This window comes from Rhizobium sp. Leaf321 (assembly GCF_001423215.1).
Taxonomy (GTDB): Bacteria; Pseudomonadota; Alphaproteobacteria; order Rhizobiales; family Rhizobiaceae; genus Neorhizobium; species Neorhizobium soli.
In genome coordinates, this window is sequence record NZ_LMOF01000006.1 from 116,292 (window position 1) to 134,951 (window position 18,660).

Here is an 18,660-nt window from a genome sequence, read left to right on the forward strand (position 1 = left end):
GCCTCGAGACAGCCTTCGGCTAAAAGATTTCCATGACAGAATGATGATGCGGCAACCTTTTAATGTGTCGGGCCACCGATCAGACGTGAGCGGATCGCGTTGGACACATTGTCGAACAGGAAGACCACCATCAGGATCAGTAGAACCATGTAGGCAACCTTGTCCCAGTCGGCGTTGGTACCCATCGCTTCGAGCAGTTTGAGGCCGATGCCGCCGGCACCAACGGCGCCGATGACGGTTGCCGAACGGGTGTTGGATTCCCAGAAATACAGCGACTGGGAGATGAAAACAGGCAACACCTGCGGCACGACGCCGAAGCGGTTGACGATGACGGAGGGCGCGCCGACCGATTTAACACCCTCGCGCTGCTTGTCGTCGACATTCTCGACCGCTTCCGAATAGACCTTGCCGAGCGCACCGGCATCCGTGAAGAAGATCGCCGCGATACCGGGGATCGGTCCGGGGCCGAAGGAGCGGGTGAAAAACAGCGCCCAGATCAGCATGTCGACCGAGCGTAGGAAGTCGAACAAGCGCTTCATGCCCCAGTTGGCGGCCCGGTTGCGGGTAATGTTGCGCGCCGCGATGAAGGCGAGCGGGAAGGCGAACAGCGTCCCGAGCAGCGTGCCGACAAAGGCCATGACCAGCGTCTGAAGCAGTTTCGACAGAATGTCCGCATGCTGCCAGACATTGTTGCCAAGGAAGTCGTCGCGCATGTGGCCGATGTTCGAGCGTTCCGGATCCAGCCGCTCGCCGATCGTTGCAAGGTGCGCAAGCTCGCCCCAGCTCTTGCCCCAGAATGCCGACTTGGTGTCGAACAGGAAGTTTGCCCAACCAAGGAAGCGACGCTGCACATAGACCTGCGCCGGGCGGATTTCGGCCTGACCCTCAAAGCCGTAATCGACCAGCACCTTGGCTCCATCTTGGCGGAGTGCCGCGGGCGCATCGGCTGGCGCCGTCGCTGCATTGCTGTCGATCATGACCGGATAGACCGTGCCGTTCAGATAGACATCAACCCGGCCGGGCGTCACATCAAGGCGGTCCGCATCGCTGCCATAGGTCACGCGGTAGCCGCCGCCTTCGGTTGGCTTCAGCCAGGAAATGTCAGAACCTTCGGCATATTGTCCACGGCTTGACCACTGCGGCTTGACGGTGCCGTCGTCCTGGAACCGCAGGCGCGGCTGGGCGCGCCAGGAATACCAGTCCTGGAGATAGAGCGAGGCTCGGTCCCACTGGCCATTCCTGAAGGCGGGACCGACGTTGAAGGCGAAGAAGCAGGCAACCAGATAGGCGAGGATCAGTCCGGAGCCGATCACCAGACCGTAGCGCTGCAGGAAGGACCGTTGAAACACCTGCGGATAGGTTTCGCGCAGGCGCTCTCTGTCGGATGCATTGATGGCAGGTACTGAAGGCATCAGGCTGCTCCCCTGCCAAGTTCGAAGGACTGCTGGCCGATCAGCCGGCGGCGAAGCCAGGAGGAAAACTGGTCGATCGCAATGACGCTGACGAGCAGCAGAATGATGATCGCATAGGTCTTGGCTGCGTGATCGCGACCGATCGCCAGGCGAAACACCTCTCCGATACCGCCGCCACCGACCGCACCGATAATGGTCGAGGCGCGCACGTTTACCTCAGCGCGCAGCAGCGTGTAGGAGACGAAATTCGGAAGCACCTGCGGAACGATCGCGAAGCGCACGCGCTCCACCCAGGACGCACCGGCGGCCCGCAAACCCTCATCCGGCTTCATGTCCGAATTCTCGACCACCTCGAAGAACAGCTTTCCGAGTGCGCCGATCGTGTGGACGGTGATCGCGATGATCGCTGCGATCGGCCCGATCGACAGGATCGCCGTCAGAAGCCCGGCAATGACGATTTCCGGAAAGGCACGCAGGATTTCCATGAAGCGGCGAACGACGAAACGCACAGGCCCGGCGCCGACAAGATTGGTGGAGGCGAAGAAGCAAAGCACAAAGGCGATGGCGGAACCGATGATCGTCGAAACCAGCGCAATATTGATGGTGATGATCAGCTGGTAGAAGAAATTCGGGATGTAGAACGTTTCGGTAATATAGTGGCGATCGGCCGTATAATCGTATTTCAGCGAGCCGTCGGCGTAAGGGGAGGGAAGGTCGAACATCGCCCGGATGATTTCCATCGGGCTGTCAGGCACGAAGCTGCGAATGAAATCGAACATATAGGGCAGGCGTTCGAAGAACTTGCCCGCATTGGCGTCATTGGCGAATTTCAGCGAGGCGAACAGCACGACCAGAAACACGCCAATCGTAATAGCGGTATAGACGCGGCGGGTTCGCAGCTGCTGCCGGTAATGCTGCATCATCAGGGATGCCGCCGGTCCCAGTCTGCTAGCGGGAGCGCCGCCGAGATGTCCGGTCGTCTGTTTGCTGATCGTCGCCATGCCCGTGTCTCTCGTTGCAGAACGGCGGCACCTTCTGCAGATGCCGCCGCCAGGTCTTTTTCAGGGATGATCAGCCGCCGATAACGGACTTACGGGCGTCGACGATCGTCTGGTAGAAGGCCGGATTGACTTCGATGTAATCCTTGTTCTTGCCCTGGGTGAAGGACTGGAAGCAGGCGAGGTTCTTCTTCGGCAGTTCCATGAAGAAGGCCTTGACCTTGGCCTTCATGTCGGCCGGAACCTTGTTGGAGACCATCAGCGGACCGTTCGGGATCAGCGGCGACTTCCAGACCTGGACGATATCGTCCATGTCGAGGTTACCCTTGGCGACCATCTGGTGCAGGTTGCCGCCGCTATAGCCTTCTTCCCACTTGCCAACGCCCGAACCGAAGGTCGTGCCGGCATCGAACTTCTTGTCGAGGACTGCGAGAACCAGGTTCTCGTGACCGCCGCCAAAGCCGGTTTCGGAGAAATACTGCTTGACCGGCATGCCGATTTCCTTCGGCAGCGCGACATTCGGGACGAGATAGCCCGAGGTCGAATCCGGATCGGCGAAGCCGATCTTCTTGCCCTTCAGGTCAGCCAGCGTCTTGATGCCGCTGTCCTTGCGGGCAACCATGATCGAGTAGTAACCGCTCGAGCCGTCCGAACCCGTGTAGGTCAGGATCGGGTCCACAGCCTTGTCGTCCTTGAGCGCGATGGCTGCGTAGGAAGCCGCACCCATCGAAGCAATGTCGATCGTGCCGCCGAGCAGGCCCTGGATAACGCCGTTATAGTTCGGCGACGGGAACAGCTTCACTTCGGATACGCCGGTCGCAGCCTTCAGGCCATCGGCAACGCACTGGGTGTTACGGATCTGGTCGGCTTCGTTTTCCGAGCCGTCGAGACCGATGCGCAGAACCTTGACGTCCTGGGCAAGGGCGGAACCGGCGAGCAGGCTGAGCGTCGCGGCAGCAAGCAGAGTTTTTCTGAACATGGTGATCTCCTGTTTCCGGATCATCCGGAGTTGGGTCGTGAAGCAACGCGCCCTTAACGTGGGCAGACGATCTGGATGCGGCTCAGGCCCTGGCGCTTGCCAGGCTGCCCATTCCGGCCGATTGCTTGGCGGCAGCCACGGGGGCCACGGGATTGTTGATGCTGGTCGAGGTCATCGTCTCGTCGATTCCGGCACCGTCGCGGTCCGATCCGTAGATCTCGCTGACGGCCTGCGCGTTCAGCTGCGACGGCGTGCCGTCGAAGACGACGCGGCCGCCGGCCATCCCGATGATCCGCTCGCAATAGGCGCGCGCCGTATCGAGCGTGTGCAGGTTGGTGATGACGGTAATGCCCTCGCGCTCGTTGATGTCGCGCAGCGCGTCCATCACGATCTTGGCGTTGAGCGGGTCGAGCGATGCGATCGGCTCATCGGCCAGAAGCATTTTCGGCGCCTGCATGAGGGCGCGGGCGATGGCGACGCGCTGCTGCTGTCCGCCGGAAAGCGTGCCGGCGCGCTGCATGGCGGTCTGCTCGATACCGAGACGCTCAAGCGCCGCGATCGCGGCCATGCGCTCGTCGTCGGAGAAGATGTTGAGAAGGCTCATGATCGTGGATCGGTGGTTCAAGCGGCCCAGCATCACGTTGGTCATCACGTCGAGACGCGGCACGAGATTGAACTGCTGGAAGATCATCGCGCAATCGCGCTGCCAGTTGCGCAACCCGGCGCCCTTGAGAGCGGAAACCTCGAGATCGCCAAACCGGATGGAACCGGAGCTCGGCTCCTGCAGGCGGTTGATCATGCGCAGGAGGGTCGACTTGCCGGCGCCGGAGCGACCAATGACGCCGACCATCTGACCTTGAGGTATCTCCACGCTGACGGCGTTGACTGCGATATGATCGCCGAAACGTCGGGTGACATTCCTCAATTCAAACTTCATGTTTTTCAATCCGTCCCATTGCCTGGTGAGGATGGGATTAGACCTGGTTGATGAAGCCTGAATGTCGGTTTTGTGTATGTTTTGTTACATGTTTGTGAGGCCTGAAAGCTTTGCTACGCCGGATATTTCGCAAGGAAATCGTCCGCTGAAAGAGCCCGGAAGTCATCGAGTGCGGTGCGCAGCTTGAGGTGATCCCAGTCCCACCACGCGAGGCGATCCATGCCTTCGCCGACCTGTCTGGTAAACCGCTCCCGGATGAGCTTGGCCGGCACGCCGCCGACGATCGTGTAGGGGGCGACATCCTTTGACACCACGGCTCCGGCGCCGATCACCGCGCCGTTGCCGACCGTCACGCCCGGCAGCAAGGTGGCACCGTGGCCGATCCAGACGTCATGGCCGATCGTCACCCGGTTGTCGCGTCGCCACTCGAAGAAGTCCGTCTCGTTTTCCGCGTCGTCCCAGTAGTTGGCGGCACGATAGGTGAAGTGATGCAGCGTGGCGCGCCATGTCGGATGGTTCGTCGCATTGATGCGCACGGAAGCGGCCATGTTGACGAATTTGCCGATCGTCGCGCACCAGATGGAGCCGTCCTGCATGATGTACGAGTAGTCGCCGATCTCTGCTTCGTCGATGCGGCAGCGCTCGGAAATTTCCGTATAGCGACCGATCGTCGAATTGCTGACGCTCGCCGTCGCGTGGATGACGGGGTTGATACCGACCTTGGCACTCATGCGGCAACTGCCTTTCGTGGTGAAAACGCGCTGACATCGAGAATACGGTCCGCAACGGCCTCGCGCACTTCCTCGTCATGGAAGATGCCGAGCATGGCAACGCCTTCGGCTTTCTTGGCAGCGATCATCTCGATCACCACACGCCGGTTGGTCGCATCGAGAGATGCGGTCGGCTCGTCGAGAAGTAGAATGCGGTGGTTGGTGATGAAGCCGCGGGCAATGTTGACGCGCTGCTGCTCGCCGCCGGAAAAGGTGGCGGGAGGCAGCGACCAGAGTTCGCGCGGAAGGTTCAGCCTGGCGAGCAGTTCGACCGCCCTGTCCTTGGCTTCCGCCGCGTCGATACCGCGGGCAACGAGCGGCTCAGCGACCACGTCGACGGCAGCGACTCTCGGCACGGTGCGCAGGAACTGGCTGACGTAACCCATCGTATGCCGGCGAACCTCGATGATCGTGCGCGGATCGGCTGCCGCGATATCGACGATCTTCTCGCGGTGGTTCACCAGGATCTGGCCTGCATCGACGGCATAGTTGCCGTAAAGCATTTTCAGGATGGAGCTCTTGCCGATCCCCGAGGGGCCGCCGAGCACGACGCATTCGCTGCCGGCCACGGAAAAGCTGACGTCGTTGACGACCGGCAGCTTGATGCCGTCGCGCAGGTGCATGATGAAGCTTTTGGAGACTTCCGAGACGACGAGTGGAGTGGCCATCGGTCTGTCCTATACCTGGAGAATCGAGGAAACGAGCAACTGCGTGTAGGGCTCGCGCGGGTCGTCGAGGACACGGTCGGTGAGCCCCTGTTCGATCACATGACCGTCCTTCATCACCATCATCCGGTGCGAAAGAAGCCGGGCGACGGCAAGGTCATGGGTGACAACGATGGCCGAGAGACCGAGATCGTTGACAAGCCCGCGCACAAGGTCGAGCAGTCTTGCCTGCACCGAGACGTCGAGACCGCCGGTCGGTTCGTCCATGAACACGAGGCGCGGACCCGTGACGAGATTGCGGGCGATCTGCAGACGCTGGCGCATGCCGCCGGAAAAGGCGCGCGGCTGGTCGTCGATGCGATCCGCGGAGATTTCCACGCGTCCCAGCCAGTCGGTCGCCGTTTCGCGGATCTTGCCGTAATGCCGGTCACCGACCGCCATCAGCCGCTCGCCGACATTGGCGCCCGCCGATACCGTCATGCGCAAGCCGTCGGCCGGGTTCTGGTGAACGAAACCCCAGTCGGTGCGCATCAGGAAACGCCGCTCGGCCTCGCTCATGTGATAGAGATCGCGGAAGTTGCCGTCGCGCATCCGGTATTCGACGCTGCCGGCGCTCGGCATCAGCCGGGTCGACAGGCAATTGAGCAGCGTCGTCTTGCCGGAGCCGGATTCGCCGACGATGGCGAGCACTTCACCGGGCCACAGATCGAAACTGACATCCTGGCAGCCGATCCGGCTGCCGTAGAATTTCGAAACGCCGCTGACTTTGAGAAGAGGATTGTCGCTCATTCCGCAGCCTCCTTGTTGGGGGCGAGCATCTCGCCGACATGGCCATGGTCCCGCCGGTCTTCGCAATGGTCCGTGTCCGAGCAGACGAACATCCGTCCGCCCTGGTCGTCGAGCACCACTTCGTCGAGATAAACGCCGTGTGCGCCGCAGAGTGCGCAATCCTGCTCGAATGTCTGGATCTCGAACGGGTGGTCCTCGAAATCCAGGCTGACCACTTCGGTATGCGGCGGAACCGCGTAGATCCGCTTTTCACGTCCGGCGCCGAACAGCTGCAGCGCATCGGACATGTGCATTTTCGGATTGTCGAATTTCGGGGTCGGCGAGGGGTCCATCACATAGCGACCGTCGACCTTGACCGGATAGGCATAGGTCTTGGAGATGCGGCCGTTATGGGCAATGTCCTCGTATAGCTTCACATGCATCAGGCCGTATTCTTCGAGCGCATGCATTTTCCGGGTCTCGGTCTCGCGCGGCTCGAGGAAGCGCAGCGGTTCCGGGATCGGCACCTGATAGACCAGCACCTGGCCTTCGGTCAGCTTCTGCTCGGGAATGCGGTGGCGCGTCTGGATGATCGTCGCGTCCTTCGTGTGGGTGGTGACAGCGACATTGGCGACCTTCTGGAAGAAGGCACGGATGGAGACCGCATTGGTCGTGTCATCGGCACCCTGGTCGATGACCTTGAGCACATCGTTAGGGCCGATGATCGCGGCCGTCACCTGCACGCCGCCGGTACCCCAGCCGTAGGGCATCGGCATTTCGCGCGACGCAAACGGTACCTGATAGCCGGGTATAGCGATCGCTTTCAGGATCGCCCGGCGGATCATCCGTTTCGTCTGTTCGTCCAGATAGGCGAAATTGTAGGTGGCGAGATCGGCACTCATTCGGCGGCATCCTTCATCTCGGTATCGCCGTGGCGAGTGGCCTCTATGTCGGCGCGCATCTTGCGCACCATGGCAAGCTCCGCCTGAAAGTCGACGTAATGGGGCAGTTTCAGGTGTTCGACGAAGCCGGTCGCCTGCACATTGTCGGAGTGCGAAATGACGAACTCCTCGTCCTGCGCCGGCGCGGTAATGTCCTCGCCAAGCTCTTCCGCACGAAGGGCGCGATCCACCAGCGACATCGACATCGCCTTGCGCTCGCTCTGTCCGAACACGAGACCGTAGCCGCGGGTAAACTGCGGCGGTGCTATGGAGGAGCCCTTGAACTGGTTGATCATCTGGCACTCGGTCAGCTGGATGCGCCCGAGCGAGACCGCGAAGCCGAGTTCCGGCATGTCCATTTCCACCTCCACCTCGCCGATCCGGATCTCGCCGACGAACGGGTGGTTTCGGCCATATCCGCGCTGGGTCGAGTAGCCGAGGGCAAGCAGAAAGCCCTCGTCGCCGCGGGCGAGTGCCTGCAGCCTGAGGTCACGACCCATCGGAAATTCCAGCGGCTCGCGGGTCAGGTCTCCCGCCGCATGGTCGTCAGGCAGGTCGCCGTCCGGCTCGATCAGCCCTTCGTGTGCCAGAATGTCGGAAACGCGCATGATCTCCTCGCCGGACGCCTCTCTGCGTGCGGGATCGGCGATCCCCTCATCCGTCAGAAGCGAGGGATCGAGAAGACGATGGGTGTAATCGAAGGTGGGACCGAGCAACTGGCCGCCCGGCAGATCCTTGTAGGTCGCCGAGACGCGCCGCTCGACCTTCATGGCCGCGGTATCGACCGGAACGGAAGAACCGAAGCGGGGAAGCGTGGTGCGGTAGGCGCGAAGCAAAAAGATCGCCTCGATCAGGTCGCCACGGGACTGGCGCACCGCAAGCGCTGCGAGCGACCGATCATAGAGCGAGGCTTCCGCCATCACCCTGTCGACGGCAAGGCCAAGCTGTTCGGCGATCTGCTCGATCGTGAGGGCTGGAAGCGACCGGTCGCCGCGACGGCGGTCGGCAAGCAATGCGTGAGCGTTGGTGATGGCGGCTTCGCCACCCTTGACTGCAACATACATGGGTTTGATCTCCTTCGGCTCAGCCGCCAATCCGGGTGGTGCGCGGCAGGCACAGGAACTGCGCTCCGGCGGTGAGGATGACGTCGACTCCGCGGGGAAAGAGCGCCCTGTTGTCGTCCCAGAGCCTCTGAAACATATCCGGCAGTCCCGAGACTGCGACCGTCCTGGTGCCGAGGATCCCTGGTCCGGTCAGGCTCAGTTTTTCACCCTCGCCAAGAGCGGCGACTTCGAGGATCAGCGTCGTGGATCTGTCAGGGTATTCCTGGGTACCGGCGGCAAACAGGCCGAAGGAAGAGGGCGCTGTCCCGGCTTCGATAAAGGCAAAGCTGCTCTGCGCCTTCTCGCAGGTTATCGGTGCACCCGTATGGAAACCGATCCATTCCGGCATCGCAGACTTTGCAAGACCGTTGCTCAGCCAGACCGGGGTATCGTGATCGCAGAGCGTGAGCGCAATCGCGCCGGCAGCATTGCCGAGCGGTTCCGGCTGGCCGGCCTGGAGCGCGGCGTCGTAGATCGTTCCGGGCCGCGCCATTCCGTCCATCAGCGTTTTGAAAATGGTCTGGGACTGGAAGACCGGATCGGTGAACCCACCGGCGAGGGCTTGTGCATGAAGGGCCATCAATCGTCTCCCCGTACCATCGTGAAGAAATCGACGCGGGTCGCCGCGGTCTCTTCGGCTTTCTGTCTGTCCTCAGCGGCGATTCGGCTTTCGGTCGGTGAAAGAAGTGCCGTTTCGACGAAAACGCGGGTCTCTGCTTCCTGCCACAGCGCATCGAAGATCGCAGAGAGCCGCGCCTTCTCCTTGTCGGTGCCGAGCGCCTGGGCGTGGCCCGCCGTTCCGGAGGCAAGAAGGATGGTCGCGCGCGTGACCGTTGCTTCACCCAGATTGAAGGGCGAGCCGCCGCCACCGATCCGGCCGCGAACCATCACCAGACCTGTTTCAGGTCCGCGCACCGGTTTAACGGTTGGCTTGTCGGACAGCCCGTTCCACGCGGCCTTCAATTCGTCGCAGGATGTTTGCGCCAGAAGCTCGATGCAGCGGCGCCGCTTTTCCGGTTCCGCCAGCGCCATGTGATTTCCCGCAAGATCCATCGGTCATCTCCTAAATGTCTATTTATATAGACAACCATACAAATTACATGTACCAATAAAGGCGGCGTATAACAAGCGTGTGACAGGGGTACTGATCGGGTGATTGTTCAGAGGCAGAGCGGCGTCGCGTTGTGGCGGCAGATAGCCGACCGTATCCGCACGGCGATCGCAAACGGCGATTACGATGCGACCGGCAAGGTGCCGCCGGAGATCTCGCTGGCGGCGGAGTTCGGCGTGAACCGCCATACGGTGAGAAGCGCGCTGGCAGCGCTGGCGCAGGAGGGCATTGTGCGGGCCGTTCAGGGACGGGGAACGCTGATCGAGCGCAAGGAGCGGCTGAACTTCCCGATTTCCAGGCGAACCCGGTTCAGCGAGGGCATCGGTGATCAGGCGAAAGAAAAGGAAGGTCTGCTGCTGGCGGCGTCCGAGGAATCGGCGACACCGGACCTGGCGTCGCGCCTGCAGCTTGCGGTCGGCGCTGCCGTGATCCGGCTTGAAACCCTGCGCAAAGCGGATCGCCGTCCGGTATCACGGGCAACCGCCTGGTTCCCGGCCGATCGCTTTTCAGGGATCGCAGAGGCCTATCGCGAGAGCGGCTCCATAACCGCAGCCTTCGCGGCAATCGGCCTGACCGACTATCTCCGCGTCTCGACCGAGGTTACGGCGGTCCACGCCGAAAGCGGCGACCTTGCGGATCTGGAATTGTCGCCGGGGGCGATCATGCTGGTAACGCGTGCACTGAACGCAGATCCCGATGGCGTTCCCGTGCAATATGCGATCAGCCGCTTTCCGGCCGACATGGTGCAGTTCACAATCGAGAACTGACAAACGAAAACGCCGGCCCGCATTGTCCATGCGAGCCGGCGGGATCTTGAAGACTTGGCGCTTCTTAGTGGGCGGCGGACATGTCGCCCAGAACCTTCTTGGAAGCGACGGTGGAATCCGCGTTCAGCACGTAGACCATCGGCACGCCGGTCGCGAGGTTGAGCTTGAGGATCTCTTCCTTGCTGAGACGGTCGAGCACCATCACCAGCGAGCGCAGCGAATTGCCGTGGGCGGCAACGAGAACCTTTTCGCCGCGCAGCACGCGCGGCAGGATCTCGGTCATGTAATAGGGCCATACCCGGGCACCGGTGTCGCGCAGGCTCTCGCCGCCCGGTGGCGGGATGTCGTAGGACCGGCGCCAGATATGCACCTGTTCTTCGCCCCACTTCGCCCGCGCGTCGTCCTTGTTGAGGCCGGAGAGATCGCCGTAGTCGCGCTCGTTCAGGGCCTGGTCGCGGATGGTCTCAAGGTCGGTCTGGCCGAGCTTGTCGAGCACGATCTTCAGCGTATCCTGCGCGCGCTTCAGGTCGGATGTGAAGGCGATATCGAACTTGATGCCGGTATCGGCAAGCGCCTGGCCGCCGGTCTCGGCTTCCTGAATGCCGAGCGGAGTAAGCTCGGGGTCCTTCCAGCCGGTGAAAAGGTTCTTCAGGTTCCAGTCGCTCTGGCCGTGGCGAACGAGGACGAGTGTACCGCTCATGAATTGAATTCCTCCGATAGTGTCAAGAAAGCCCGAGAACGTCGAGCATGGAATAGAAACCCGGCTTTTCGTCGCGCGCCCAGACGGCCGCAGCAACCGCGCCGCGGGCAAAGATCGAGCGGTCGCGGGCACTGTGCGACAGCGTCAACAGCTCGCCTTCGCCGGCAAGGATTACCGAATGATCGCCGACCACCGATCCGCCGCGAAGCGTCGCAAAGCCGATCGTGCCGGCAGGGCGGGGGCCGGTATGGCCGTCGCGCACCCGCACCGACTGCGTGGCAAGATCGATGCCACGCCCGGCAGCCGCTGCCTCGCCAAGCAGCAGCGCTGTGCCGGATGGCGCATCCACTTTGTGCTTGTGGTGCATCTCGACGATTTCGATATCCCATCCGACAGCCGGAAGCGCTTTTGCCGCATCCCGTGTCAGAACGCCAAGAAGGTTGACGCCAAGGCTCATATTGCCGGATTTGACGACCCGCGCATGGCGGGCGGCAGCCTCGAATTTTTCCTCGTGCTCCGGTCCGCAGCCGGTCGTGCCGATCACATGCACTATGCGGGCCTGCGCGGCGAGCCCGGCAAACGTCACGCTTGCGTCAGGTGCCGTGAAATCCAGAACGCCATCGGCGTCGAGAAACGCCTTCAGGGGATCGGTGGTGACGGTAACGCCAAGCGGCCCGGTTCCGGCAAGATCACCGGCATCCTTGCCGACGAAAGCTGAGCCTTCCCGTTCGATTGCGGCATGAAGCGTGACGCCGTCGGTCTCGTGGATGATCCGGATCAGGGCCTGGCCCATACGGCCTGCCGCGCCAACCACTACAAGCTTCATGTCGTTTGCGGCCATGGGCGACGGGTTTCCTAGAGAGTTTACGAAAAATCTTTGACGGGCAGTTGCAGGTTGTTGAGGCGAGCGTAGAGCCCGTCCTTGCGCTGCGCAAGAACCTCATGCGTTCCTTCTTCCATCACCCGGCCTTCGTGCATCACGATGATCTTGTCGGCCTTGACGACGGTCGAAAGCCGATGCGCGATGACGATGACGGTGCGTCCGCGCATGGCGGTATCGAGCGCCTTCTGAACGGCGGCCTCGGACTCGTTGTCGAGCGCAGACGTCGCTTCGTCGAGCAGCAGGATCGGCGCATTTCGCACCAGTGCGCGGGCAATCGAAAGCCGCTGCCGCTGACCGCCGGACAGGCTCATGCCGTTTTCGCCGACAGGCGTTTCATATCCGAGCGGCTGCGCCAGGATAAAGTCGTGGGCATAGGCAAGTCTTGCCGCCTCTTCCACTTCTGCATCCGTAGCTTCCGGCCGGCCGTAGCGGATATTGTCGCGGATCGTGCCTTCAAACAGGTAGGGCTGCTGCGAGACATAGGCGAGCTGATGGCGCAGCGACGACTTGGTGACCTCGGCAATGTTTTGACCGTCGATCAGGATTGCACCTTCCGCGGGATCGTAGAAACGCGGAATGAGGCTGATGATCGTCGACTTGCCGGCGCCCGATGGTCCGACCAGAGCCGTGGTCTGGCCACCTTCGGCCACAAGATCGACACCGCGCAGGATGGGGCTGCCGGTCCCATAGGAGAACACGACGTTCTTCAGTTCGACGCGCGCCTTGTCGACGACGAGATCCTTGGCACCGGCCATTTCCCGCTGTGCCGGCTGCATATCGAGAAGGGCATAAATCATCTGCGCGTTGACGACGGCACGGTCGAGCTGCACCTGCAGCTTGGCCAGCCGTCGTGCCGGGTCATAGGCCATCAGCAGCGCGGTGACGAAGGCAAAGAAAGCGCCTGGTGGTACGTTGTCATAGATCGAGCGGAACGCGGCATAGGCCAGCACGCTGGAGATCGCAAAGCCGGCAAAGGTTTCGGTCAGCGGCGACGTGCGCTCCGACAGACGGGCGATACGGTTGGCGCGGCCTTCTGCCGCTTTGATGATGCGGCTCACCTTGCTGTCGAGTTCGCCTTCCATCGTGAAAGCTTTGACCACGGCGATGCCCTGGATGGTTTCCTGCATGGCGCCAAGCACGCGGCTGTTCTGTTCAACAGCCTCTCTTGTGGCGGCGCGAAGGCGCTTGGAAACGTAGCGCAGCGCATAAAGAAGCGGCGGTGCGACGGCAAAGACGATGAGCGACAGGACCCAGTCCTTCGTCACCATCACCCCGATCAGCGCGACCAGCGTCAGGAGATCGCGCGCCGTGGAGGTGACCGTCAGGTTGAGGACGTCACGAACGCCGTTGATGTTCTGGCTGATCTGGGCTGCAAGATGGGCGGATCGGGCTTCGGCAAAGAAGCCGACCGACAGCGACATCAGGTGCGAGTAGATCCGGCGCTGATAGCAGGCGACGATATTGTTGCCGATCTTCGACAGCGTCACGGCCTGGCCGTAGGTGGCAAAGCCGCGCAGCACGAAGGCGGCAAGGATCGATCCGCAGATCAGCCAGACGATATCCGCCCGCTTGTTTGCGAACGCCTCGTTGACGACCTTTTCCATGATCCACGCCGTGAAGGCTGTCGAAAGGGCGACCATGACAAGGCAGGATATTGCAAACGCGTAGGATCGCACGTGATCCCGGCCATTCTCGGCGATCACCCGCTTGAGCACGCTCACGATGGTGACGGAATCCACGTGGCGCTTCTTGTCTTTTGCGGCGTTCAATAGGGCGTTCCCGTTTCGGCGTCATGCCGGAGTATATTTCCGAAGGCGCTATTAAACGCTTGGGCAGGCTTTTGCCAGCCAATCGCGGGTGATTCCATCGCGCTGTTGCATTCGGGCACGTCGGCCCGGCGCAACTACCGCTGCCAGCAACGGCCTTCCAGCGCAATTCCGTAGGTCGCAGGCGAGCGCGCAAAGCTGGCGAGACCGGCAAGGGCCGCCTGCGGATGCGTGACGACGAAGGTCGGAATGGTCTTCATCAGCTCGTTGTGCGGCGCCTTGTCTTCGAACTCTTCACGAAACTCGGGCTTCTTCAATGCATCAAGGATCCGCGGCGAGATGCCGCCACCGAGGAAGACGCCGCCGCGTGCCATGAAGATGAGCGCGAGGTCACCGGCAAGGCGACCGAGATAGCGAACGAAAAGCTCAATCGTTTCCGCCGCCTGCGGGTTTTCGCCGGAAAGTCCCTGTTCGGTCACTTCGGGCGGAGCGTCCAGGCTCGGGGCAATGCCATCGGCAGCACAAACGGCGTTGTAGATGTTGAGAAGACCGCGGCCGGAAATGATTTCTTCGGCCGACACCCGGCCGTCGATGCGACGCAGATGCGGGAAGATCTCGAAATCCCGCTTCGAACGCGGACCGATATCCACATGCCCACCTTCGCCGGGAACCGGGAACCAGGTGTTACGGGCATGGACAAGCCCTGCAACGCCGAGACCTGTCCCGGGACCCAAGACAACGCGCGAAGCCTCGGTCGCTTCGGCGATCGGACCGATCGGCTGGCGGTCGGCTGCAGTGAGCGAAGCGACAGCCAGTGCCTGCGCCTCGAAATCGTTGAGCACGAGAACCGTATCGAAGCCAAGTTCGCCGATCATCTTTTTCGGACGCACGATCCAGTCGCAGTTGGTGAGGTCGATCTCGTCACCATCGATCGGGCCGGCGACAGCAAGGATTGCGCTACGTGGCTTGTGCACGGAGTTCTTCAAGACGACATCTGCGATCGCATCGTCGATCGTCTCGTAGTCGGCCGTCTGCACATGCGGGAACTGATCCGGCGCACTCGTTGCATCAACGAGGATGGAGAAGCGGGCATTGGTGCCGCCGATATCGCCGATCAGGATCGGGAAGGCGAATGTGTGCGGTTGCACTGCAGCCATGGCGAATTCTCTCCTCCTACTGGAAATCAACAAGCTTTTCTGCCGTGGCGCGGTTGAGCGCCATCGGGATATCGTAGACGGTCGCAAGCCGCGTCAGCGCCTTGACGTCGACGTCATGGGGAAGCGCGCTCAAAGGATCGATAAAGAAGATCAGCATGCCCACCTCGCCGGTTGCGATCATCGCGCCGATCTGTTGGTCCCCGCCAAGCGGACCGCTTTTCAGGCGTGTGACATCGAGATTGGGAGCGGCTTCAAGCACGCGGCCGCCGGTCGTACCGGTCGCGACGATGCGAAACTTGGATAGTGCCGCCTGATGCCGGCGCGCAAATTCCGCCATCTCGTCCTTCTTCAGGTCGTGGGCAATAAGCGCGATGCAGGGAAGCGTCGACATGGAATTCCTCTGCAAAGCCGTCGATCGGATTGCTGGCGATTGATGCTGGCCTTCTAGCCTGCCTCCGGCGGGAAGAAAAGATGGTCCCGACGGAATCCCGGTCAGCGCGAAGGACGCGGGCTCGGCAGAGGAACGTCGGAGCCCGGGCCGGGCATATCGCCGTCCGTCATCGTATCCAGACTGCTGGCCGCGGCAGGAAGCGGTACCGATGGAGAGTAGGCCATCCCGCCGCCACCCTGGCCACCACCCTGGAAAGTCGCGTCCTGCTCGGAGCGGGAGGGGGCGCTAAGAACCGCAGCGCAGGCCCTGGGAAGGTTGGACAGCATAACCTGGCGCGGCTTTACCGGCTTCTTGTTCGGATCCGCAGGCTTCGGCGGCGCCCAAGGCTCCTTGGTAAACCACCAGGCGAGCGCCTTGCTGTTGCAGTCGTCGGTGGAAGGCGTCGATGCCTGGCGTTCGCAGCCGGCAGCGCCCGGCGGGCAGTTCATGCGGATATGAAAGTGTTCATCATGGCCGTAAACCGGCCGCACCTTGCCAAGCAGGCTCCGGTCGCCGGTCCAGGTCTCGCACAGCTTCTTCTTGATTGCCGGATTGACGAAAACGCGCTGCACCTGCGGATAGCTGGCAGCCTGCATTACAAGACGGGCATGGGTCGGGCTCCAGCGGCGGCTGTCGACGGTCAGGAACTTGCTCTTGTCCAGCATCGAGGTGAACGGAATGTCTTCGCGCTGCGCCGGCGAAAGTGGCCGCTGCGGCTTCGGCGTGAACCAGATGTCGGCATCGAGCCCGATCTGGTGCGAGGCATGGCCGCTTGGCATCGGGCCGCCGCGCGGCATCGAGATGTCGCCCACCAGAATGCCCGTACCCCAGCCGAGACCGGCCGCATCGCGTGAGAACTGTTCCAGCAGGGAGATCATCGCCGGATTGCCCCAGCGGCGATTGCGCGAAAGGCGCATCGCCTGCCAGGTCGGCCCGTCCGTCGGCAGGGCCACGGCGCCGGACTGGCAGCCCTTGGCATAAAAGCCGAGCGGTTCGGCATCGCCTCGGTTGGGCAGTTTCACGGATCCGAAAAGCTGTTTTGCAGTCTTTTCTTCCTGGGCGAACGTCGGTTCGGAAATCGCGCCGCAAAACAAAGCGGCAGCAGCCAGGCCCAGAATGGTCTTAGAAATCGGTCTCATGCACATCCGCCGCAAATCAAATCAGTCCTTCTTCTACCGTGAAATGCGATTTTGTTGAAATGGAGATCGCAACCGGTGCCGGATTTCGCGGATAAATCGCTTGTGACAGCGGCTGCCTGTCTTTTGCTGTTATTTGCCCTATGCTTCACTGCAACACGAATGACAAAGGGATGTTGCATGGGCTTGGCTTGGTGGAAGATGGGTTTTGTAACCGTGGCAGCCGTCGCGGTCATTGGCACATCCGTTGCGGCACAGGATGCAGGCACCAGATGGCGGCATGGGATCGCCGTCATCGGCGATCTTGCTCTGCCCCCAGATTTCAAGCAACTGCCCTATGTGGATCTCAACGCTCCGAAGGCAGGCGAACTGCGTCTGGCGGATGAGGGGACGTTCGACAACCTCAACCCGGCGATAGACCGCGGAGCTTCCGCAGCCGGTGTCGGTATGATTTACGACACGCTGATGAAACGGTCCGAGGACGAGGTCTTCAGCACCTATGGTCTCCTGGCCGAAGCGGTGTCTTATCCGGAGAACATGTCGACTGCTACGTTCAGGCTGCGAGCGGAAGCGACATGGGCTGACGGTCAGCCGGTCACGCCGGAGGACGTTATCTTCAGCATGGCGAAGCTCAAGGAGCTGAGTGCCATGTATTCCGGCTATTATCGCCATGTCGCAAGCGTCGAGAAGACCGGCGACCGCGAAGTAACCTTCCGGTTTGACCAGGAAAACAATCGCGAGCTGCCATCTATCGTCGGTGACTTCCCCATCCTCCCGAAACATTGGTGGGAAGGCAAGGATGCGGCCGGCAAGCAACGCGACATTTCCCGCACGACGCTTGAGCCCACGATGGCGTCCGGGCCCTACAAGATCGCTTCGGTGCAGCCCGGATCCGCCATCCGCTTCGAACTGCGCGACGACTACTGGGGTAAAGACCTGCCCATCAACCTCGGCCAGAATAATTTCAGGACCGTCAGCTACACCTATTTCTCCGATGCCGATGTCGAGTTCGAGGCTTTCCGAGCCGGCACGATCGATTACCGGCAGGAAAACAGCTCCAGCCGGTGGGTCACCCGCTATGATTTCGATGCTGTGAAGGACGGGCGTATCAAAAAGGAAGCGCTCGCCAATCCATTCAGGGCAAGCGGCATCATGCAAGCGCTGGTGCCGAATGGCCGACGCGATATGTTCAAGGACGCGAGGGTCCGCGAGGCGCTGAATTACGCGCTTGATTTTGAAGATCTGAACAAGAACCTCGCCTTTGGCGGGCTCAAGCGTGTGGACAGTTTCTTCTGGGGAACCGAACTTGCTTCGTCCGGTCTGCCGCAGGGACGCGAGCTTGAGATCCTGAACGAAGTGAAGGACCAGGTTCCCCCATCGGTCTTCACCACCCCGTTTACAAATCCTGTCGGTGGCGACCCCAACAAGGTTCGCGACAATCTGCGCAAGGCAATCAGCCTTTTCAAAGAGGCGGGCTGGGAGTTGAAAGGCAACCGGATGGTCAATGCCAAAACCGGACAGCCGATGAGTTTCGAGATCCTGCTCGGCAGCGCCTCGCTGGAGCGTACCGTCAATCCCTTCGTGGCAAGTCTGAAAAAGATCGGGGTGGAGGCACGGCTTCGCACCGTTGATTCCTCGCAGTATATCAATCGAACCCGCAGCTTCGATTATGACATGATCTGGAACGTATGGGGACAATCGATGAACCCCGGCAACGAACAGGCGGATTACTGGGGATCGGAGTCGGTCGATCGCAATGGATCGCGCAACTTTGCCGGCATCGCCGATCCGGCAGTCGATACCCTGATCAAGAAAATCGTCTTCGCGCCGAACCGTGACGACCAGGTGGCTGCGGTCAAGGCGATGGATCGCGTGTTGCTGGCAAAATGTTACGTGGTTCCGCTCTTCTACTCCGGCGAAGCCAAGGTCGCCTACTGGAACCGGATCACCCATCCGGCAAAGCTGCCGGAATATGGTATCGGCTTCCCCTCGACATGGTCGTCGACCGCGGCCAAGAAGTGATCATAGAAACTGACGGGCTTGCGTGGCTTCTGCGCACCTGTTCCAAATGACCCTATTGATTCGCACCTACGATGAGGATTGCCGTTTGACCCCTGCGCCGGATTTCGGTGATGCG

At 61.4% G+C, this 18,660-nt stretch carries 19 protein-coding genes; 2 read left to right on the top strand and 17 right to left on the bottom strand.

Annotation, left to right across the window (positions count from 1 at the left end; all coding sequences use genetic code 11):
• Positions 1-59: 59 nt before the first annotated feature.
• The 11 genes from phnE (ASF70_RS06940) to phnG all read right to left on the bottom strand — a co-directional run bounded on the left by phnE (ASF70_RS06940) (position 60) and on the right by phnG (position 9,626).
• Positions 60-1,412 (bottom strand): phosphonate ABC transporter, permease protein PhnE, encoded by a 1,353-nt coding sequence (phnE, locus tag ASF70_RS06940; RefSeq protein WP_062578622.1) that lies wholly within the window; start codon positions 1,410-1,412, stop codon positions 60-62.
• The gene (gene phnE / locus ASF70_RS06945; RefSeq protein ID WP_062580097.1) at positions 1,412-2,332 is read right to left on the bottom strand and encodes a phosphonate ABC transporter, permease protein PhnE; all 921 of its coding nucleotides are present in this window, start codon (positions 2,330-2,332) and stop codon (positions 1,412-1,414) included. Before phnE (ASF70_RS06945) ends, phnE (ASF70_RS06940) begins: the two co-directional genes overlap by 1 nt.
• Positions 2,333-2,483: 151 nt before the next feature.
• Positions 2,484-3,389, bottom strand: a complete 906-nt coding sequence (phnD, locus tag ASF70_RS06950) for a phosphonate ABC transporter substrate-binding protein (protein ID WP_062578625.1) — start codon at positions 3,387-3,389, stop codon at positions 2,484-2,486.
• Between the two features lie 82 nt (positions 3,390-3,471).
• Positions 3,472-4,326, bottom strand: a complete 855-nt coding sequence (gene phnC / locus ASF70_RS06955) for a phosphonate ABC transporter ATP-binding protein (protein ID WP_062578627.1) — start codon at positions 4,324-4,326, stop codon at positions 3,472-3,474.
• 113 nt (positions 4,327-4,439) lie between these two features.
• Positions 4,440-5,057: a DapH/DapD/GlmU-related protein gene (locus ASF70_RS06960; RefSeq protein ID WP_062578629.1), complete on the bottom strand. Its 618-nt coding sequence runs from the start codon at positions 5,055-5,057 to the stop codon at positions 4,440-4,442.
• Positions 5,054-5,764 (bottom strand): phosphonate C-P lyase system protein PhnL, encoded by a 711-nt coding sequence (gene phnL / locus ASF70_RS06965; RefSeq protein WP_062578631.1) that lies wholly within the window; start codon positions 5,762-5,764, stop codon positions 5,054-5,056. Before phnL ends, ASF70_RS06960 begins: the two co-directional genes overlap by 4 nt.
• Positions 5,765-5,773: 9 nt before the next feature.
• The gene (gene phnK, locus ASF70_RS06970) at positions 5,774-6,550 is read right to left on the bottom strand and encodes a phosphonate C-P lyase system protein PhnK (protein ID WP_062578633.1); all 777 of its coding nucleotides are present in this window, start codon (positions 6,548-6,550) and stop codon (positions 5,774-5,776) included.
• The gene (locus ASF70_RS06975; protein ID WP_062578636.1) at positions 6,547-7,431 is read right to left on the bottom strand and encodes an alpha-D-ribose 1-methylphosphonate 5-phosphate C-P-lyase PhnJ; all 885 of its coding nucleotides are present in this window, start codon (positions 7,429-7,431) and stop codon (positions 6,547-6,549) included. Before ASF70_RS06975 ends, phnK begins: the two co-directional genes overlap by 4 nt.
• On the bottom strand, positions 7,428-8,534 hold the full coding sequence (locus ASF70_RS06980; protein WP_062578637.1) for a carbon-phosphorus lyase complex subunit PhnI: 1,107 nt from the start codon (positions 8,532-8,534) through the stop codon (positions 7,428-7,430). The genes ASF70_RS06975 and ASF70_RS06980 overlap by 4 nt, the downstream gene beginning before the upstream one ends.
• A 19-nt stretch (positions 8,535-8,553) precedes the next feature.
• Entirely contained in the window at positions 8,554-9,153 is a 600-nt protein-coding gene (gene phnH, locus ASF70_RS06985) for a phosphonate C-P lyase system protein PhnH (RefSeq protein ID WP_062578639.1), read from the bottom strand.
• Positions 9,153-9,626: a phosphonate C-P lyase system protein PhnG gene (phnG, locus tag ASF70_RS06990; RefSeq protein ID WP_062578641.1), complete on the bottom strand. Its 474-nt coding sequence runs from the start codon at positions 9,624-9,626 to the stop codon at positions 9,153-9,155. Before phnG ends, phnH begins: the two co-directional genes overlap by 1 nt.
• Before the next feature lie 99 nt (positions 9,627-9,725).
• On the opposite strand from phnG, the gene phnF reads away from it, so the two are divergent.
• Complete coding sequence (gene phnF / locus ASF70_RS06995; protein WP_062578644.1) at positions 9,726-10,451, top strand: phosphonate metabolism transcriptional regulator PhnF; 726 nt, start codon at positions 9,726-9,728, stop codon at positions 10,449-10,451.
• A gap of 64 nt (positions 10,452-10,515) precedes the next feature.
• Here phnF and ASF70_RS07000 read toward each other — a convergent pair whose 3' ends face one another.
• The 6 genes from ASF70_RS07000 to mepA all read right to left on the bottom strand — a co-directional run bounded on the left by ASF70_RS07000 (position 10,516) and on the right by mepA (position 16,526).
• Entirely contained in the window at positions 10,516-11,151 is a 636-nt protein-coding gene (locus tag ASF70_RS07000; protein WP_062454154.1) for a 2,3-bisphosphoglycerate-dependent phosphoglycerate mutase, read from the bottom strand.
• A 22-nt stretch (positions 11,152-11,173) separates the two neighbouring features.
• A complete protein-coding gene (dapB, locus tag ASF70_RS07005; RefSeq protein WP_062578646.1) occupies positions 11,174-11,992 on the bottom strand; it encodes a 4-hydroxy-tetrahydrodipicolinate reductase in 819 nt (272 codons plus the stop codon).
• Between the two features lie 23 nt (positions 11,993-12,015).
• Positions 12,016-13,803: an ABC transporter ATP-binding protein gene (locus tag ASF70_RS07010; protein ID WP_062578648.1), complete on the bottom strand. Its 1,788-nt coding sequence runs from the start codon at positions 13,801-13,803 to the stop codon at positions 12,016-12,018.
• A 134-nt stretch (positions 13,804-13,937) separates the two neighbouring features.
• Entirely contained in the window at positions 13,938-14,957 is a 1,020-nt protein-coding gene (locus tag ASF70_RS07015) for a glucokinase (protein ID WP_062578650.1), read from the bottom strand.
• A 16-nt stretch (positions 14,958-14,973) separates the two neighbouring features.
• Positions 14,974-15,348, bottom strand: coding sequence for a methylglyoxal synthase (locus tag ASF70_RS07020; protein WP_062454150.1), 375 nt, complete (start codon positions 15,346-15,348; stop codon positions 14,974-14,976).
• Positions 15,349-15,449: 101 nt separating this feature from the next.
• Positions 15,450-16,526, bottom strand: a complete 1,077-nt coding sequence (mepA, locus tag ASF70_RS07025) for a penicillin-insensitive murein endopeptidase (RefSeq protein WP_062578652.1) — start codon at positions 16,524-16,526, stop codon at positions 15,450-15,452.
• A gap of 177 nt (positions 16,527-16,703) precedes the next feature.
• Here mepA and ASF70_RS07030 point away from each other — a divergent pair, with 177 nt between their 5' ends.
• Entirely contained in the window at positions 16,704-18,545 is a 1,842-nt protein-coding gene (locus ASF70_RS07030; RefSeq protein WP_062578654.1) for an extracellular solute-binding protein, read from the top strand.
• Positions 18,546-18,660: the final 115 nt, after the last annotated feature.

What these genes read in the sequence shown, in the direction of transcription:
- phnE (WP_062578622.1), bottom strand. Translation starts at nt 1,412, where the DNA reads ATGCCTTCAGTACCTGCCATCAATGCATCCGACAGAGAGCGCCTGCGC.
- phnE (WP_062580097.1), bottom strand. Translation starts at nt 2,332, where the DNA reads ATGCAGCATTACCGGCAGCAGCTGCGAACCCGCCGCGTCTATACCGCT.
- phnD (WP_062578625.1), bottom strand. Translation starts at nt 3,389, where the DNA reads ATGTTCAGAAAAACTCTGCTTGCTGCCGCGACGCTCAGCCTGCTCGCC.
- phnC (WP_062578627.1), bottom strand. Translation starts at nt 4,326, where the DNA reads ATGAAGTTTGAATTGAGGAATGTCACCCGACGTTTCGGCGATCATATC.
- ASF70_RS06960 (WP_062578629.1), bottom strand. Translation starts at nt 5,057, where the DNA reads ATGAGTGCCAAGGTCGGTATCAACCCCGTCATCCACGCGACGGCGAGC.
- phnL (WP_062578631.1), bottom strand. Translation starts at nt 5,764, where the DNA reads ATGGCCACTCCACTCGTCGTCTCGGAAGTCTCCAAAAGCTTCATCATG.
- phnK (WP_062578633.1), bottom strand. Translation starts at nt 6,550, where the DNA reads ATGAGCGACAATCCTCTTCTCAAAGTCAGCGGCGTTTCGAAATTCTAC.
- ASF70_RS06975 (WP_062578636.1), bottom strand. Translation starts at nt 7,431, where the DNA reads ATGAGTGCCGATCTCGCCACCTACAATTTCGCCTATCTGGACGAACAG.
- ASF70_RS06980 (WP_062578637.1), bottom strand. Translation starts at nt 8,534, where the DNA reads ATGTATGTTGCAGTCAAGGGTGGCGAAGCCGCCATCACCAACGCTCAC.
- phnH (WP_062578639.1), bottom strand. Translation starts at nt 9,153, where the DNA reads ATGGCCCTTCATGCACAAGCCCTCGCCGGTGGGTTCACCGATCCGGTC.
- phnG (WP_062578641.1), bottom strand. Translation starts at nt 9,626, where the DNA reads ATGGATCTTGCGGGAAATCACATGGCGCTGGCGGAACCGGAAAAGCGG.
- ASF70_RS07000 (WP_062454154.1), bottom strand. Translation starts at nt 11,151, where the DNA reads ATGAGCGGTACACTCGTCCTCGTTCGCCACGGCCAGAGCGACTGGAAC.
- dapB (WP_062578646.1), bottom strand. Translation starts at nt 11,992, where the DNA reads ATGGCCGCAAACGACATGAAGCTTGTAGTGGTTGGCGCGGCAGGCCGT.
- ASF70_RS07015 (WP_062578650.1), bottom strand. Translation starts at nt 14,957, where the DNA reads ATGGCTGCAGTGCAACCGCACACATTCGCCTTCCCGATCCTGATCGGC.
- ASF70_RS07020 (WP_062454150.1), bottom strand. Translation starts at nt 15,348, where the DNA reads ATGTCGACGCTTCCCTGCATCGCGCTTATTGCCCACGACCTGAAGAAG.
- mepA (WP_062578652.1), bottom strand. Translation starts at nt 16,526, where the DNA reads ATGAGACCGATTTCTAAGACCATTCTGGGCCTGGCTGCTGCCGCTTTG.
- ASF70_RS07030 (WP_062578654.1), top strand. Translation starts at nt 16,704, where the DNA reads ATGGGCTTGGCTTGGTGGAAGATGGGTTTTGTAACCGTGGCAGCCGTC.